General features: G+C 52.4%; 19 protein-coding genes. 14 read left to right on the top strand and 5 right to left on the bottom strand.

Going from position 1 to position 13,996, the window contains the following annotated elements; all coding sequences use genetic code 11:
• Nucleotides 1-31: 31 nt before the first annotated feature.
• From RAHAQ2_RS03605 to RAHAQ2_RS24780, 13 genes are all read left to right on the top strand, one after another.
• Nucleotides 32-673: a phage baseplate assembly protein V gene (locus RAHAQ2_RS03605; protein WP_015695941.1), complete on the top strand. Its 642-nt coding sequence runs from the start codon at nt 32-34 to the stop codon at nt 671-673.
• Entirely contained in the window at nt 670-1,020 is a 351-nt protein-coding gene (locus RAHAQ2_RS03600; protein ID WP_015695940.1) for a GPW/gp25 family protein, read from the top strand. The genes RAHAQ2_RS03605 and RAHAQ2_RS03600 overlap by 4 nt, the downstream gene beginning before the upstream one ends.
• 5 nt (nt 1,021-1,025) lie before the next feature.
• Nucleotides 1,026-1,934, top strand: coding sequence for a baseplate assembly protein (locus RAHAQ2_RS03595; protein ID WP_015695939.1), 909 nt, complete (start codon nt 1,026-1,028; stop codon nt 1,932-1,934).
• Nucleotides 1,927-2,541 (top strand): phage tail protein I, encoded by a 615-nt coding sequence (locus RAHAQ2_RS03590; RefSeq protein ID WP_015695938.1) that lies wholly within the window; start codon nt 1,927-1,929, stop codon nt 2,539-2,541. Before RAHAQ2_RS03595 ends, RAHAQ2_RS03590 begins: the two co-directional genes overlap by 8 nt.
• Entirely contained in the window at nt 2,531-3,562 is a 1,032-nt protein-coding gene (locus tag RAHAQ2_RS03585; RefSeq protein ID WP_015695937.1) for a phage tail protein, read from the top strand. The genes RAHAQ2_RS03590 and RAHAQ2_RS03585 overlap by 11 nt, the downstream gene beginning before the upstream one ends.
• Nucleotides 3,563-3,732: 170 nt before the next feature.
• On the top strand, nt 3,733-4,902 hold the full coding sequence (locus RAHAQ2_RS03580; RefSeq protein WP_015695936.1) for a phage tail sheath protein: 1,170 nt from the start codon (nt 3,733-3,735) through the stop codon (nt 4,900-4,902).
• Between the two features lie 14 nt (nt 4,903-4,916).
• Nucleotides 4,917-5,426 (top strand): phage major tail tube protein, encoded by a 510-nt coding sequence (locus tag RAHAQ2_RS03575; protein WP_015695935.1) that lies wholly within the window; start codon nt 4,917-4,919, stop codon nt 5,424-5,426.
• A 58-nt stretch (nt 5,427-5,484) separates the two neighbouring features.
• A complete protein-coding gene (locus tag RAHAQ2_RS03570; RefSeq protein ID WP_015695934.1) occupies nt 5,485-5,772 on the top strand; it encodes a phage tail assembly protein in 288 nt (95 codons plus the stop codon).
• Nucleotides 5,773-5,792: 20 nt separating this feature from the next.
• Entirely contained in the window at nt 5,793-5,927 is a 135-nt protein-coding gene (locus RAHAQ2_RS03565; RefSeq protein ID WP_037040551.1) for a GpE family phage tail protein, read from the top strand.
• Entirely contained in the window at nt 5,920-7,551 is a 1,632-nt protein-coding gene (locus tag RAHAQ2_RS03560; RefSeq protein WP_015695933.1) for a phage tail tape measure protein, read from the top strand. The genes RAHAQ2_RS03565 and RAHAQ2_RS03560 overlap by 8 nt, the downstream gene beginning before the upstream one ends.
• Nucleotides 7,548-8,018 (top strand): phage tail protein, encoded by a 471-nt coding sequence (locus tag RAHAQ2_RS03555; RefSeq protein WP_015695932.1) that lies wholly within the window; start codon nt 7,548-7,550, stop codon nt 8,016-8,018. Before RAHAQ2_RS03560 ends, RAHAQ2_RS03555 begins: the two co-directional genes overlap by 4 nt.
• A gap of 2 nt (nt 8,019-8,020) precedes the next feature.
• Nucleotides 8,021-9,100, top strand: coding sequence for a contractile injection system protein, VgrG/Pvc8 family (locus tag RAHAQ2_RS03550; RefSeq protein WP_015695931.1), 1,080 nt, complete (start codon nt 8,021-8,023; stop codon nt 9,098-9,100).
• Nucleotides 9,101-9,165: 65 nt separating this feature from the next.
• On the top strand, nt 9,166-9,345 hold the full coding sequence (locus RAHAQ2_RS24780) for an ogr/Delta-like zinc finger family protein (RefSeq protein WP_015695930.1): 180 nt from the start codon (nt 9,166-9,168) through the stop codon (nt 9,343-9,345).
• A gap of 91 nt (nt 9,346-9,436) precedes the next feature.
• Here the strand turns inward: RAHAQ2_RS24780 and rplS are convergent, their stop codons facing one another.
• From rplS to ffh, 5 genes are all read right to left on the bottom strand, one after another.
• A complete protein-coding gene (rplS, locus tag RAHAQ2_RS03545; RefSeq protein WP_013574038.1) occupies nt 9,437-9,784 on the bottom strand; it encodes a 50S ribosomal protein L19 in 348 nt (115 codons plus the stop codon).
• A gap of 48 nt (nt 9,785-9,832) precedes the next feature.
• Entirely contained in the window at nt 9,833-10,606 is a 774-nt protein-coding gene (gene trmD / locus RAHAQ2_RS03540) for a tRNA (guanosine(37)-N1)-methyltransferase TrmD (protein WP_013574037.1), read from the bottom strand.
• A 76-nt stretch (nt 10,607-10,682) separates the two neighbouring features.
• On the bottom strand, nt 10,683-11,231 hold the full coding sequence (gene rimM, locus RAHAQ2_RS03535; RefSeq protein WP_015695929.1) for a ribosome maturation factor RimM: 549 nt from the start codon (nt 11,229-11,231) through the stop codon (nt 10,683-10,685).
• 18 nt (nt 11,232-11,249) lie between these two features.
• A complete protein-coding gene (gene rpsP, locus RAHAQ2_RS03530) occupies nt 11,250-11,498 on the bottom strand; it encodes a 30S ribosomal protein S16 (RefSeq protein WP_015689395.1) in 249 nt (82 codons plus the stop codon).
• A gap of 178 nt (nt 11,499-11,676) precedes the next feature.
• Nucleotides 11,677-13,038 (bottom strand): signal recognition particle protein, encoded by a 1,362-nt coding sequence (gene ffh / locus RAHAQ2_RS03525; protein WP_015695928.1) that lies wholly within the window; start codon nt 13,036-13,038, stop codon nt 11,677-11,679.
• A 164-nt stretch (nt 13,039-13,202) separates the two neighbouring features.
• On the opposite strand from ffh, the gene RAHAQ2_RS03520 reads away from it, so the two are divergent.
• The gene (locus RAHAQ2_RS03520) at nt 13,203-13,994 is read left to right on the top strand and encodes a cytochrome C assembly family protein (protein ID WP_013574033.1); all 792 of its coding nucleotides are present in this window, start codon (nt 13,203-13,205) and stop codon (nt 13,992-13,994) included.
• Nucleotides 13,995-13,996: the final 2 nt, after the last annotated feature.

Genomic DNA, 13,996 nt, shown 5'->3' with positions numbered 1-13,996 from the left:
CCCAACCCTCTGAAACGGCATCCTTTATCTCATGAACACAACTCTTCAACTCAACGACATGATGCGGCTGATTGGCAATATGGTGCGCATCGGCAAGGTCTCAGAACTGGATCTTGCCAACGCCCGCTGCCGCGTTGCCACAGGCAGCAATGTGACGGCCTGGTTGCCGTGGATGACGCACCGTGCCGGACGCACGCGCAGCTGGTGGGCACCCTCCGTCGGTGAACAGGTCTTACTGCTCTCGATGGGGGGCGAACTCAATACGGCATTCGTTTTGCCGGCGGTTTTCTCCGATGCCTCGCCCGCACCTTCATCCTCGGCGGACGCCCTTCATCTGGTCTTTCCGGACGGTGCCATTTTTGAGTACGAACCGGAAACCAGTGCACTGAAGGTCACCGGCATTAAAACCGCCGTGATCAATGCGACGCAGAAAGTGGACGTTACCGCACCCGAAATCCGCTGTACCGCCAGCACCCGCATCACGCTGGATACGCCGGAAGTGGTGTGCACCCGCAAACTGACGACAGGTTCACTCGAAGTGAAACAAGGCGGCACGCTGACCGGCAACTTAACCCACAGCGGCGGCAACCTGACATCCAACGGCATTGTTGTGCATACCCACCGGCACAGCGGTGTACAGACAGGCAGCGGTCAGACTGGAGGCCCGCAATGAGCAATCCAAAATATCTGGGGATGAACAGAAACAGCGGTATCGCCATTGAGGATCTCGACCATATCCGCCAGTCCGTGAGCGACATTTTAAATACACCGGTCGGTTCAAGGGTGATGCGCCGCACTTACGGTTCGTTGCTTTCAGAGTTGATCGACCAGCCGCAAAACGGCGCCCTGCGACTGCAGATGATGGCAATTTGCTACACCGCTCTGCTGCAGTGGGAACCCCGCATTTCACTGAATGCCATCACTTTCGACACCGGTTACGACGGCAAGATGGTGGTGGAACTGACCGGAAGCCGTACCGACACGGCAACGGATTTTTCCCTGAATATTCCTGTGAGCTGATACTTATGGCAACGATCGATTTGAGCCAGTTACCGCCCCCTGATGTGGTCGAAGAACTGGATTATGAAAGCCTGCTTAAAGCACGTAAAACGACGCTGATTTCGCTCTATCCCGCCGATCAGCAGGAGGCCATCAGCCGCACACTGACGCTGGAATCCGAGCCACTGGTCAAACTGTTGCAGGAGAATGCCTACCGCGAACTGATCCTGCGCCAGCGGGTGAACGAAGCCGCCCGCGCGGTGATGGTTGCCTATGCGACGGGCAGTGATTTGGATCAGCTGGCGGCGAATTTTAACGTTCAGCGCCTGGTTCTGCAGCCTGCGAATAACAATACCATCCCACCAACAGCCGCCGTTTTAGAAGCCGATAGCGATTTACGCATGCGTATTCCTCAGGCATTCGAAGGGTTAAGCGTGGCCGGCCCCACAGGCGCTTACGAATATCATGCGCGCTCGGCAGACGGACGTATCGCGGATGCATCGGCCATCAGCCCGTCTCCCGCAGAAGTGACAGTCACCATTTTGTCACGTGACAACGATGGCGTTGCCTCTGCTGATTTGCTCGTTGCCGTGGAGAAGGCACTGAACCATGAAGATGTCCGGCCTGTCGCCGACCGTGTCACTGTGCAGGCGGCAGATATTGTGCCTTATCAGATTGATGCCGTGCTGTATGTCTTACCCACACCTGAAATTGAGCCTGTCCGGGCGGCATCAGAAGCGCAGTTAAAAACGTATATCAATACGCAAAGTCGGCTAGGCCGCGATATCCGGCTTTCTGCCATCTATGCAGCTTTGCATGTTGAGGGCGTTCAGCGGGTCGAGTTGTCATCGCCGCTGGCGGATATCGTGCTTGATAAAACTCAGGCGTCACTCTGTACCGGTTACTCACTGACAGTGGGAGGCTCGGATGAGTGACCGTCTTTTACCTTCCGGTTCAACACAACTTGAAGTCGCGGCCGCACAGGCGTTATCGCAAATCGGTAATCTCAGCGTTCCTCTTCGTGAACTCTGGGATCCTGATTTCTGTCCGCTGGAATTACTCCCCTATCTTGGCTGGGCATTTTCGGTTGACCGCTGGGATGAAAACTGGACGGAACCAGCGAAACGCTCCGCAGTTCGCGCAGCCTGGTTCGTCCATAAACACAAAGGCACTATTGGCGCATTACGCCGGGTCGTTGAACCGCTCGGATATTTAATCCGCGTCACCGAATGGTGGCAGACCCACGATGTTCCGGGCACTTTTCGCCTCGATGTCGGCGTGCTGGAAACGGGTATCACTGAGGAGATGTATCAGGAACTCGAACGCCTGATCACTGATGCCAAACCCTGTAGCCGCCATCTGATTGGCCTCTCCATCAATCTGGACGTGACGGGAGATTTTTATATCGCCGCAGCGACTTACGACGGCGAAGAACTGACGGTTTATCCCTATCTCCCTGAAACCATTACCGCCTCCGGCCCTGCGTTTACCGGTTCAGCCATTCATTTAATCGACAACCTGAGAGTGAATTATGACAGCTAAATATTATGCGTTGCTGACCAATCTGGGTGCAGCGAAACTGGCCAATGCTACGGCGCTGGGTACGCAACTCAGCCTGACCCAAATGGCGGTCGGTGATGGCGGCGGTATTTTGCCAACGCCCGATCCGGCGCAAACAAAATTGATTGGCGAAAAGCGTCGTGCCTCACTCAACGCACTTAGCGTTGATCCGGCGAATACTAATCAGATTATCGCCGAACAGATCATTCCTGAAGATCAGGGCGGATTCTGGATCCGTGAAATTGGTTTATTCGATCAGGACAATACGCTGATTGCCATCGCCAACTGCCCTGAAACCTATAAACCGCAATTACAGGAAGGCAGTGGCCGGACGCAGACGGTTCGTATGATTTTAGTGGTAAACAGTACGGATGCGGTAACGCTGAAAATTGATCCTTCCGTGGTGCTGGCAACGCGCAAATATGTCGATGATAAAGCCATCGAAGTTAAGGCGTATGCGGATGATCTGCTGGCAAAGCATGTGGCGGCTGTGAATCCACATCCACAATACGATCTGCCCGTTGGCATTCCTCTTCCCTGGCCGACAGCAACACCACCAGCAGGATGGTTGAAATGTAATGGCGCGGCATTTGATAAGGCAAAGTATCCTAAACTGGCATTAGCCTATCCATCTGGTTTATTGCCAGACTTACGCGGGGAATTTATTCGTGGTTGGGATGATGGAAGAGGGGTTGATGCAGGGCGAGTGATCTATAGCGCTCAGGGGGCAACCGGTATCAGAACGGCCGCGCTGGATTACTTCGGAGCCGATGAAACAACAACTGGAGGAACTATAGGCACTCCTTTTGTGGCTGCTGACTCAGCGATTGCCGGGCAGCCTCCAGGGGCAAAAAGTCCGAACAATAGTACACTTATTCCCATCATGGCGGATAACTGCATGACAGCCGTACAATTACCGGCCAGCCTATCAAACCCCGCAGGAGTATGGATCACCATGCGACCTCGCAATATCGCTTTTAATTATATTGTCCGGGCCGCCTGACCCTAAGCGATACGCATAAAATACCTAATTTATCAAAGAGATAATTGCCATTATCTCTTTTTTATTCTCTGCTTCTGTTGTGCCACCGCCCCCACGCCCCTGATCAAATGCGCTTTCTGTTGCGAACCGGCATCCTTGCTTCACCACCCACAACAGAGAGAGTCACCCTGATGGCTGATTATCATCACGGCGTGCGTGTTGTCGAAATCAACGACGGCACCCGCATTATTTCCACCGTTTCCACAGCAATTATCGGCATGGTTTGTACCGCAGAAGATGCGGATGCCACTGTATTTCCTCTTAATATGCCGGTTCTGATCACTGACGTTCTGGCGGCCAGCGGTAAAGCCGGTACCAGCGGGACATTGCGTGCCGCGCTTCTGGCGATTGCCGATCAGTGTAAACCGGTCACTGTCGTGGTACGTGTCGCCACGGGTGAAGATGAAGCCGCAACCACCAGCAATATCATTGGCGGTTCTGATGCCAATGGCCGTTACACCGGCATGAAGGCGCTGCTTTCTGCGCAGGCAGAGCTGGGCGTGAAGCCTCGTATTCTGGGTGTTCCGGGGCTGGATAATCAGGCCGTCGCCACTGCGCTGGCGGGTGTGTGTCAGCAGTTGCGTGCGTTCGGTTATGTCAGCGTTTACGGCGCGAAAACCCTTTCTGATGCGATCAAATACCGCGACAACTTCAGCCAGCGTGAACTGATGCTGATCTGGCCGGACTTCGTGAACTGGAATACCACCACCAGCCAGTCTGATATCGCTTATGCCACCGCCCGTGCTCTGGGTTTACGCGCCAAAATTGACCAGGATACCGGCTGGCATAAAACCTTGTCCAACGTCGGCGTCAACGGTGTGACCGGTCTGTCCGCCAGTGTCTTCTGGGATTTGCAGGCCACCGGCACCGATGCCGATTTACTGAACGAAGCTGGGGTGACGACGCTGGTGCGCAAAGACGGCTTCCGTTTCTGGGGTAACCGCACCTGCAGCGATGACACGCTGTTCCTGTTCGAAAACTACACCCGTACCGCGCAGATTCTGGCTGACACCATGGCGGAAGCGCACATGTGGGCGGTCGATAAACCCATGACCCCGACACTGGTGCGCGACATGATCGACGGCATCAAAGCCAAAATGCGCGAGATGAAATCAGCGGGTTACATCATTGACGGTGACTGCTGGTACGACGAAACCGCGAATACAGCGGAAACGCTGAAAGCTGGCAAACTTTACATCGATTACGACTACACCCCGGTTCCTCCACTGGAAGATCTGACCCTGCGCCAGCGTATCACCGACTCGTATCTGGTGAACTTTGCCGCGTCCATTAACAGCTAAGGAGACAAAGACTCATGGCACTTCCAAAGAAATTGAAATACCTGAACCTGTTTAATGACGGGAACAGCTACCTCGGTCTGGTCTCTTCGCTGACACTGCCGAAACTCACCCGCAAACTGCAAAACTATCGTGGCGGCGGCATGAGCGGTTCGGTCGCGGTGGACTTCGGTCTGGATGATGATGCGCTGACACTGGAATGGTCTATCGGCGGTCTGGATGAACTGGTTCTGCAGCAATGGGGCAGCACATCGGATATTCCGCTGCGTTTTGCCGGTTCACTGCAGCGCGACGACACCGGCGATGTGTCGGCAGTTGAAGTGATGATGCGCGGCCGCCACAAAGAGTTTGATTTCGGCGAGTACAAACAAGGTGAAGACACTGAGACCAAAGTCACCACCCAGTGTACGTACTTCAAACTCACTATCGACGGCAAAGAACTGATTGAGATCGACACCGTCAATATGGTGGAAATCGTCAACGGCGTTGACCGTCTGGCGGAACATCGCACCGCACTCGGCTTGTAATCTCTTCCCCAAGCCGGCAGCTATTGCCGGCTTCATCTCCGATTTAAGCAGGAAACGTATGAATCTTACTGACATCAACGACAACACCGTGATTTTAGATGTTCCGCTAAAACGCGGTGAAATGGAAATCACTGAAATTCAGGTGACTAAACCGACAGCAGGCAGCCTGCGGGGCATCGGCCTCGCAGCGCTGGCAAACGCCGATGTGGATGCTCTGATCACTATTTTGCCGCGCATCACCTATCCGAACCTGACCAAAGAAGAGTGCTCACGCCTGGAACTGCCTGACCTGATTGCGCTGGCAGGCAAGGTGATTGGTTTTTTATCGCCGAAACCGGTGGTGTAAGCATTGCGCCCCGTCTCACCGTGGATGACCTGATGGCTGATATCGCGGTGATCTTTCACTGGCCGCCGTCCGAGATGGACGGCATGTCACTCACCGATCTGTTGAACTGGCGATATAAGGCATTGCAACGCAGCGGAGTAAAAACAGATGAGTAATCTCGAACAGTTACCCGACACGCTGGAAAAAATAAATCAGGATCTGGCCGTCTTCAGGGCAGAAACAGACAGGGTCAGGAAAAACCTGCTCGCGCTGCCCGGGAAGACGTTATTCAGCGTTGTTTCAGAAGATATGGCTGATGCTTCCCTTCAGTTTGAAACGTCACTGTTCGCCCCCGACAGCGGGACAGAAACGCAGGCATTTTCTGGTCTGAAAAAAAAGGTGGCCAGCCAGTCCTTAGAAAAGCTGCGCCAGCAACGCCCGATGCAAATGGAACACAAAGGGCAGGAGATCGGGCAACAGTTTAAAAATCGCGAACTGAAAATTGGCCAGTTAAAAAATATTAGCTCGTCTGCCCTTTCCTTTGCACAACCGAAACTGACGCTGGCACAAAACTTTCTTAAACCGGGTGCAGAGCTAGAATCCGGACTGGCTGAAGTGCAGTCTGTTCTCGGACTGAAAAATGACGATCCACAACTGGCGGCTTTACGCCAGCAAAGCTTGTCGATGGCGGCTGCCGGCCATTCACCGGCGGAAGTGGTCGCTAAACAGCAGGCACTCGCTAAAAACGGAATGAATGCCGATCAGGTTCTGGAACAAACACCGGCGGCACTGAATGGCGCAACGCCTGCGGCGCAGATGGCGGTGACCGTGAAAGGCGACAATCTGGATGGCGATATCACCAAGCTTTTTGCCACCTGGGACACTATCCGTATCAACCTTTTCGACGGGCAAAGTGCCGCCCTGCGTGAACTGACGCAAACCGCCACCAGCTGGCTGGGCACGATCAATACCTGGATTACTGATAATCCCGTTCTGGTGAATTCCCTGCTCGGTCTGGCATTAGGTATCACCGGCATCATCGGCGGGCTGGGCTCGCTCGGCATGGTCATTGCACCGGTGCTGAGCGGTATCAATATGCTGATGGCGGGCGCCGGTTTGCTGGGAACCATTTTTACCGGTACCGGCGGCGTTATTGCTGCAGCCTTTGCCGCCATCGGACTTCCGCTGCTGCCAGTCATCGCGCTGATTGCCGGGATTGGCATTGCGGTGGTGAAACTCTGGGAGCCGATCAGTGCCTTTGTCGGCGGAGTGATTGACGGATTTACTGCGGCAATGGGGCCAATAAGTGGCGCGTTTGCACCGTTCAGAACCGCGCTGGGATGGATTACGGATTTGTTTGAGCCCATTCACTTCACACAAAACACCCTGAGCGGCTTCACTGATATCGGCAAAGCGGTCGGAGAAGCAATCGCAGAGATTTTCGTCACGCTCAATAAAGCCGTCTCCCAAATTGGCGAAGTCTTCAACTGGGCAAAAAAAGGATGGGACTCCCTTTTTGGCGGCAGTGATCCCGCTGAACGCCCGGATATCTCAGCTCCCCCATCAGACAGCATATCCCCAACCGGCGGCGCGCTGAACCTGTATCAGCCAGCTAAAAGCAGCGTGGCCAACAACCTGACGGATAACCGGGCGACGACCGTGAACTTAAGTTTCACCGCGACACCGGAGACGGATCATAACCAGATCAGAACCTGGATCGAGGATTCGTTAAACCAGCGGGAATGGAACAATACCAACAATCTTCTCAGCCAGTACAACAACGGAGGGATTTACCCATGATGATGTCGCTGGGTTTATTCGTGTTTAAATTAAACACGCTGCCGTATCAGAATACTTCCCGTCAGGTAAATTATGGTTGGGGCACCAATACCCGGTTTGGACAGCGCCCGGTCTCGCAATTTCTTGGACTGGGTGAAGAGGCCATGACCCTCAAAGGGCAACTGTTGCCCGAAGTTACCGGTGGAGTACGGTATCTGCAAGCGCTGCAGGTTATGGCGGATTCCGGGCGCGCATGGCCGCTCATTGAAGGCAGCGGGACGATTTACGGCATGTTTGTTATCAAAAGCATAACCAATGACAATGCCGAGTTTAACTCCAGCGGCCAGGCGCGAAGCATCACTTTCACGCTCAATCTGACGCGCGTCGATGAATCGCAGGCCGCCATGTTCGGCGATCTGCTGACTCAGGCCGAGGGCTTATATAACAAGGCCAGTTCGGCACTCAGCAATTTCGCCAGCGGAGCCTGATCATGCTTACTGATTTGCAGTTACCTGTCGGCGCCCGCATCGCGCCTGTTTTTAGCTTAAAGATCAAAAATAAGGTGCTTGAGCAAAATATCTCTGACCACATTATCAGCCTGACAGTGACTGACAAAAGTGGCTTTGAGGCGGACACCCTGACCCTGACTTTCGACGACAGTGATGGTCAGGTGCAAATGCCAGCCCGCGGGACGGTTTTACATCTGCACCTCGGATGGTCGAAGCAGGCGTTATATGACTGTGGTTATTTCACTGTAGATACTGTGAATCATCAGGGCTCACCGGACAGGATCGATGTCACGGCCCGGAGTGCCGATTTTCGGGGTTCTTTCGAGACAAAGCTCAGCCAGTCCTACGATGATTACACGCTTGGCGCGATTATCCGCATGATTTCCAGCCGCAACCAATTATCCCTGCCGGTCATCCCGCCGGAACTCGACAGCATTAAGATCCCACATATTGACCAGACGGAAGAGAATGACGGCTATTTCCTGACCCGGCTGGCGCAGCTTTACGGTGCTCAGGTAACCGTGAAAAATGGCGCCATTTTATTTTTCAAACCAGGCACAGGCCGTACCGCTTCCGGACAACCGCTTCCCTGGAAGACCCTCACTCGAAGTGACGGTGATAACCATATTTTCAAAATTGCCGACAAGAAGGCCTATGAGGGAGTGAATGCCCGATGGCATGACATTAAAACGGCAACAACAAGCAATGTCGCGCTAAAAAATACGTCTGAAAAAAGTTATACCGCAGGCACAAAAGATAACGTTCTCCAGCTCGCCAAAATATTTCCTGACGAGGAAACCGCAAAACGCGCAGCTGACTCTGTGTTTAATCAGGTTCAGGCAGATTCGGCCTCTTTTAGCATCCGTCTGGCGCTGGGGCGCGCAGACCTGGGCGCACAAACGCCGGTCAACGTGCAGGGGTTTAAAGATGTGATAGACAACCAGCACTGGATCATCGATTCAGCCGTTCATAATCTTAATGAAAAAGGTTTCACGACAACATTGAATCTGAAGATTTATGTTGCAGATATCACCTACGAATCATCAATATTGCAATATTAACTTGCTTTTGCAAGATGTGGGTTTCATAATCACCTTATCGCTTACCTGTCATGCCGGAGGTTTTTATGATGCATTGTCCGCTTTGTGGAAAGGTTGCCCATACACGTTCAAGCCGTTATCTGAGTGAATCCACGAAAGAACGCTATCACCAGTGTCAGAACATTGAGTGCAGCTGTACTTTCGCAACACACGAATCTGTCGCCCGGGTTATCTCAAAACCGGGTGGCCAGCCTGCCGCTGCGTAGTCAATATGGGGTCATTGATGCAAAAAAAGGGGTTAGCCGATGGCTAACCCCTTGTTCTATATTAACTAGTAGATGTCGCGTTAGCGATACCTTAGTTAAGACGCTCTTTAATACGAGCAGACTTACCAGTACGCTCACGCAGGTAGTACAGTTTAGCTTTACGAACGGCGCCACGACGTTTAACAGTAATGCTGTCGATTACCGGGGAGTGAGTCTGGAATACACGCTCAACACCTTCGCCGTTAGAAATTTTGCGAACAGTGAATGCAGAGTGCAGACCGCGGTTACGAATAGCGATAACCACGCCCTCGAATGCCTGCAGACGCTTTTTAGAACCTTCAACGACCCATACCTTAATTTCCAGAGAATCACCTGGACGGAATGCAGGTACGTCTTGCTTCATCTGCTCTTGTTCGATTTGTTTAATGATATTGCTCATAATATGTCTCTTACCCTAGGTAAACTGATATATCGGGACGGCCTCGCGTTACGCTTTGGCGTTCCCTTCATAGTTTTGTTGACTGAGCCGATGTTCCTTTTGGAACTCTCTCAGCAACACCTCTTGCTCGTCAGTCAGAGCTAGGTTTTCCAGAAGTTCAGGTCTTCTAAGCCAGGTTCGACCCAGCGACTGTTTCAGGCGCCAGCGACGTATATCAGCGTGGTTGCCCGACAGTAAAACTGGCGGTACCTCCATGCCTTCCAACACTTCAGGGCGGGTATAATGGGGACAATCCAACAATCCGTCAGCGAAAGAATCTTCTTCTGCTGAAGCCTGACGACCCAGAACGCCCGGTATAAAGCGGGAAACTGAATCAATCAGGGTCATTGCCGGCAACTCTCCACCGCTAAGAACATAATCGCCAATTGACCATTCTTCATCAATTTCGGTTTTGATTATGCGCTCATCGATCCCTTCATAACGGCCACAAACCAGAATAATTTTCTGATGAGCCGCCAGCTCGCAAACACCGGTTTGATCCAGTTTGCGACCCTGAGGTGAAAGATAAATCACCTTCACACCTTCGCCTGCCGCTGCTTTTGCTGCATGAATCGCTTCCCGTAAGGGTTGCACCATCATCAGCATTCCGGGACCACCGCCATAAGGGCGCTCATCCACGGTACGATGTCGGTCGTATGCGAAGTCACGAGGACTCCAGCAATTTACGCTCAACAGGCCATTCTTAACTGCCCGGCCAGTTACCCCGTAATCCGTGATTGCGCGGAACATTTCAGGAAACAGGCTAATTATACCAATCCACATAGCCTACCCCTTCCAAATGTTTGACCGCTCAACCAGACCTTGTTTACATGTTTTACATGAATAAACACTACGGAGGTCAAAAACCAGGATCCCAATCTACTTCCACAGTGCGAGTAGCGAGATCGACTTTCTTGATAACCTGCCCATCGAGGAACGGAATCAACCGCTCCTTGAGTCCGAATGCATCTTTCAGGTTGGCTTTAACTACCATCACATCGTTAGAACCGGTTTCCATCATATCGATGATTTTGCCCAGTTCGTAACCGGAAGTTGTCACTACCTGGCAACCAAAAAGGTCTTTCCAGTAGTAGTCACCGTCTTCCAGTGGAGGCAGTTGCTTTGAATCGACGACAATTTCACAATTGGTCAGAAGATTCGCGGCATCCCGATCATCAATGCCTTTGACTTTGATAATCAGGTCCTGAGTGTGGCGTTTCCAGCCTTCCAGCTCGACAACTTGCCACTTACCGGCACGCTGGATAAACCAGGGCTGGTAGTCAAAGATGCTTTCAGCGTCTTCGGTGGATGAAAACACTCTGAGCCAACCACGAATGCCGTACGTTGAACCCATTTTGCCGAGAACTAACGGCTCAGCGGGTACCACTGGATTGGATTGCTTGCTCATTGCCACCACCGCGACAGATTAAGCTGCTTTCTTAGCGTCTTTGATCAGCGCAGAAACGCGATCAGAAACGGTAGCACCCAGACCAACCCAATGGGCAACACGGTCCAGATCCATACGCAGTGCTTCAGCCTGGCCAGAAGCCAATGGGTTGAAGAAACCTACGCGTTCGATGAAACGACCGTCACGAGCGTTGCGGCTGTCGGTCACTACTACTTGATAAAACGGACGCTTTTTTGCGCCGCCACGTGCTAAACGAATTGTTACCATAACATCCTCTTTAGTTAATAAAACAACCAGACCCCATCGGGGAACGGGGTCTGGTTGCAATATAAAAAGCCCGAAAATTTTACTCATTTTGGCGCAAAAAGCAATCTAAAGCGTAGAAACCTTAGCCACCATTTTGCATGAGCCGCCTATATGGCTGATATATAGGCAGTGACGTCGATTAACGGCCAGGGAAACCTGGTGGCATCATACCTTTCATGCCACGCATCATTTTCGCCATGCCGCCATTCTTCATTTTCTTCATCATGCGTTGCATATCGTCGAACTGCTTGAGTAAGCGGTTCACGTCCTGCACCTGCATGCCAGAACCCATCGCAATACGACGCTTACGGGAACCTTTAATAATTTCTGGCTTAGCGCGCTCTTTCAGCGTCATCGAGTTGATGATCGCTTCCATGCGCACCAGCACTTTGTCATCCATCTGGGATTTGACGTTATCCGGCAACTGACCGACACCCGGCAGTTTGCTCATCATACTCGCCATGCCGCCCATATTACGCATTTGCTTGAGCTGCTCGAGAAAATCGGTCAGGTCAAAGCCGTCGCCTTTCTTGAGTTTGCTGGCCAGTTTTTCAGCCTGTGCGCGGTCAACTTTACTCTCAATGTCTTCGATAAGAGAGAGAACGTCGCCCATGCCCAGAATACGGGAGGCAATACGATCCGGATGGAACGGCTCCAGCGCATCGGTTTTTTCACCCATACCCAGGAATTTGATCGGTTTGCCAGTAATATGACGAATCGACAGCGCAGCACCGCCGCGCGCATCACCGTCGACTTTGGTCAGGATCACACCGGTCAGCGGCAGCGCTTCGTTAAATGCTTTCGCCGTATTCGCAGCATCCTGACCGGTCATGGCATCGACAACAAACAGGGTTTCAACCGGATTAATCGCGGCGTGAACCTGTTTGATTTCGTCCATCATCGCTTCGTCGACATGTAAACGTCCGGCGGTATCGACAATCAGCACGTCGTAGAATTTCAGTTTCGCCTGCTGCAGGGCACGGTTAACGATATCAACCGGCTTTTCCTGGGCGTCAGACGGGAAGAAATCCACTTCAACTTGCTGCGCCAGGGTTTCCAGCTGTTTGATCGCCGCAGGGCGGTAAACGTCGGCGGAAACCACCAGCACTTTTTTCTTTTTCTTCTCTTTCAGGAACTTCGCCAGTTTACCGACGCTGGTGGTTTTACCGGCACCTTGTAAACCCGCCATCAGAACCACAGCCGGCGGCTGTGCCGCTAAGTTAAGCTCGGTGTTCGCCTCGCCCATCGCGGTTTCCAGCTCTTTCTGGACAATTTTGACGAATTCCTGACCCGGTGTGAGGCTCTTATTGACCTCAACGCCAACGGCGCTCTCTTTCACCCGGTTGATGAAATCACGTACAACCGGCAGCGCAACGTCCGCTTCCAGTAACGCCATACGCACTTCACGTAATGTCTCTTTGATATTCTCTTCGGTCAGCCGCCCGCGGCCGCTGATATTGCGCAATGTGCGCGACAATCGATCGCTTAAATTCTCAAACATCGTCTCTTGCTCAACGTAATGACAGGCCGCTTTTGCGACGTAATTGCGGGATTATAACACGAAGCGCGAACGATCTCTGCTTTGGCGTCTCAGATAGGTTGGAGCGTGACGCGGGTAACGTTATACTGCGGTTCTCATTCACTTTTCGATGCTACCGAAACGCTATGTCAGTTTTTGCTCTCGTCGCCATGTTGGCCTATCTGCTCAGCCTTGCACTGATTATTCCGAGCATTATCCGGAAGAACAGCGCATACCGGCGTTTAGCACTGATTTCCGTTGTAGTGGCACTTGTCTGCCACGCCGTAGCATTGCAACAACGAATTTTTGATGTCAGCACCGGTCAGAACCTCAGCCTGGTCAATATCGGCTCAGTGGTCAGTTTAATCATCGGAACGGTGATGACCATCGTCGCCTCGCGCAATCGCGGCTGGTTCGTTTTACCGATTGTTTACAGCTTTTCGCTGATCAATCTGGCGTTCGTGACGTTTCTTCCAGGTGAATTCATCACCCATCTTGAAGAAAGCAAAGGCTTACTGGTACATATCGGCCTGGCATTATTCTCTTATGCTACGCTGATGATTGCCGCCCTTTACGCCTTGCAGCTGGCCTGGCTCGACTATCAGCTGAAGAATAAACGCCTGACGTTCACCGCTGACATGCCGCCGCTGATGAGTATTGAGCGCAAACTTTTTCACATTACCCAGATTGGCGTCATTTTACTGACGCTGACGCTGTGCACCGGATTACTTTATCTGAATAACCTGTTCAGCCCGGAGAATATCGACAAAGCCGTCTTATCGATACTGGCATGGTTCGTTTATATCGTCCTGCTGTGGGGCCATTATCACGAAGGCTGGCGCGGCCGTCGCGTGGTATGGTTCAGCATGGCGGGCGCCATCCTGCTTACTCTTGCCTATTTTGGCAGTCGCCTGATCCAGCAAATCATGGTTCATTAATC

It is taken from the genome of Rahnella aquatilis CIP 78.65 = ATCC 33071 (genome assembly GCF_000241955.1).
In the GTDB taxonomy this organism is placed as follows: Bacteria; Pseudomonadota; Gammaproteobacteria; order Enterobacterales; family Enterobacteriaceae; genus Rahnella; species Rahnella aquatilis.
Note: the sequence above shows the minus strand (reverse complement) of the source record. Positions and strands in the feature narration are given on the sequence as shown.

What these genes read in the sequence shown, in the direction of transcription:
- RAHAQ2_RS03605 (WP_015695941.1), top strand. Translation starts at nt 32, where the DNA reads ATGAACACAACTCTTCAACTCAACGACATGATGCGGCTGATTGGCAAT.
- RAHAQ2_RS03600 (WP_015695940.1), top strand. Translation starts at nt 670, where the DNA reads ATGAGCAATCCAAAATATCTGGGGATGAACAGAAACAGCGGTATCGCC.
- RAHAQ2_RS03595 (WP_015695939.1), top strand. Translation starts at nt 1,026, where the DNA reads ATGGCAACGATCGATTTGAGCCAGTTACCGCCCCCTGATGTGGTCGAA.
- RAHAQ2_RS03590 (WP_015695938.1), top strand. Translation starts at nt 1,927, where the DNA reads ATGAGTGACCGTCTTTTACCTTCCGGTTCAACACAACTTGAAGTCGCG.
- RAHAQ2_RS03585 (WP_015695937.1), top strand. Translation starts at nt 2,531, where the DNA reads ATGACAGCTAAATATTATGCGTTGCTGACCAATCTGGGTGCAGCGAAA.
- RAHAQ2_RS03580 (WP_015695936.1), top strand. Translation starts at nt 3,733, where the DNA reads ATGGCTGATTATCATCACGGCGTGCGTGTTGTCGAAATCAACGACGGC.
- RAHAQ2_RS03575 (WP_015695935.1), top strand. Translation starts at nt 4,917, where the DNA reads ATGGCACTTCCAAAGAAATTGAAATACCTGAACCTGTTTAATGACGGG.
- RAHAQ2_RS03570 (WP_015695934.1), top strand. Translation starts at nt 5,485, where the DNA reads ATGAATCTTACTGACATCAACGACAACACCGTGATTTTAGATGTTCCG.
- RAHAQ2_RS03560 (WP_015695933.1), top strand. Translation starts at nt 5,920, where the DNA reads ATGAGTAATCTCGAACAGTTACCCGACACGCTGGAAAAAATAAATCAG.
- RAHAQ2_RS03555 (WP_015695932.1), top strand. Translation starts at nt 7,548, where the DNA reads ATGATGATGTCGCTGGGTTTATTCGTGTTTAAATTAAACACGCTGCCG.
- RAHAQ2_RS03550 (WP_015695931.1), top strand. Translation starts at nt 8,021, where the DNA reads ATGCTTACTGATTTGCAGTTACCTGTCGGCGCCCGCATCGCGCCTGTT.
- RAHAQ2_RS24780 (WP_015695930.1), top strand. Translation starts at nt 9,166, where the DNA reads ATGATGCATTGTCCGCTTTGTGGAAAGGTTGCCCATACACGTTCAAGC.
- rplS (WP_013574038.1), bottom strand. Translation starts at nt 9,784, where the DNA reads ATGAGCAATATCATTAAACAAATCGAACAAGAGCAGATGAAGCAAGAC.
- trmD (WP_013574037.1), bottom strand. Translation starts at nt 10,606, where the DNA reads ATGTGGATTGGTATAATTAGCCTGTTTCCTGAAATGTTCCGCGCAATC.
- rimM (WP_015695929.1), bottom strand. Translation starts at nt 11,231, where the DNA reads ATGAGCAAGCAATCCAATCCAGTGGTACCCGCTGAGCCGTTAGTTCTC.
- rpsP (WP_015689395.1), bottom strand. Translation starts at nt 11,498, where the DNA reads ATGGTAACAATTCGTTTAGCACGTGGCGGCGCAAAAAAGCGTCCGTTT.
- ffh (WP_015695928.1), bottom strand. Translation starts at nt 13,038, where the DNA reads ATGTTTGAGAATTTAAGCGATCGATTGTCGCGCACATTGCGCAATATC.
- RAHAQ2_RS03520 (WP_013574033.1), top strand. Translation starts at nt 13,203, where the DNA reads ATGTCAGTTTTTGCTCTCGTCGCCATGTTGGCCTATCTGCTCAGCCTT.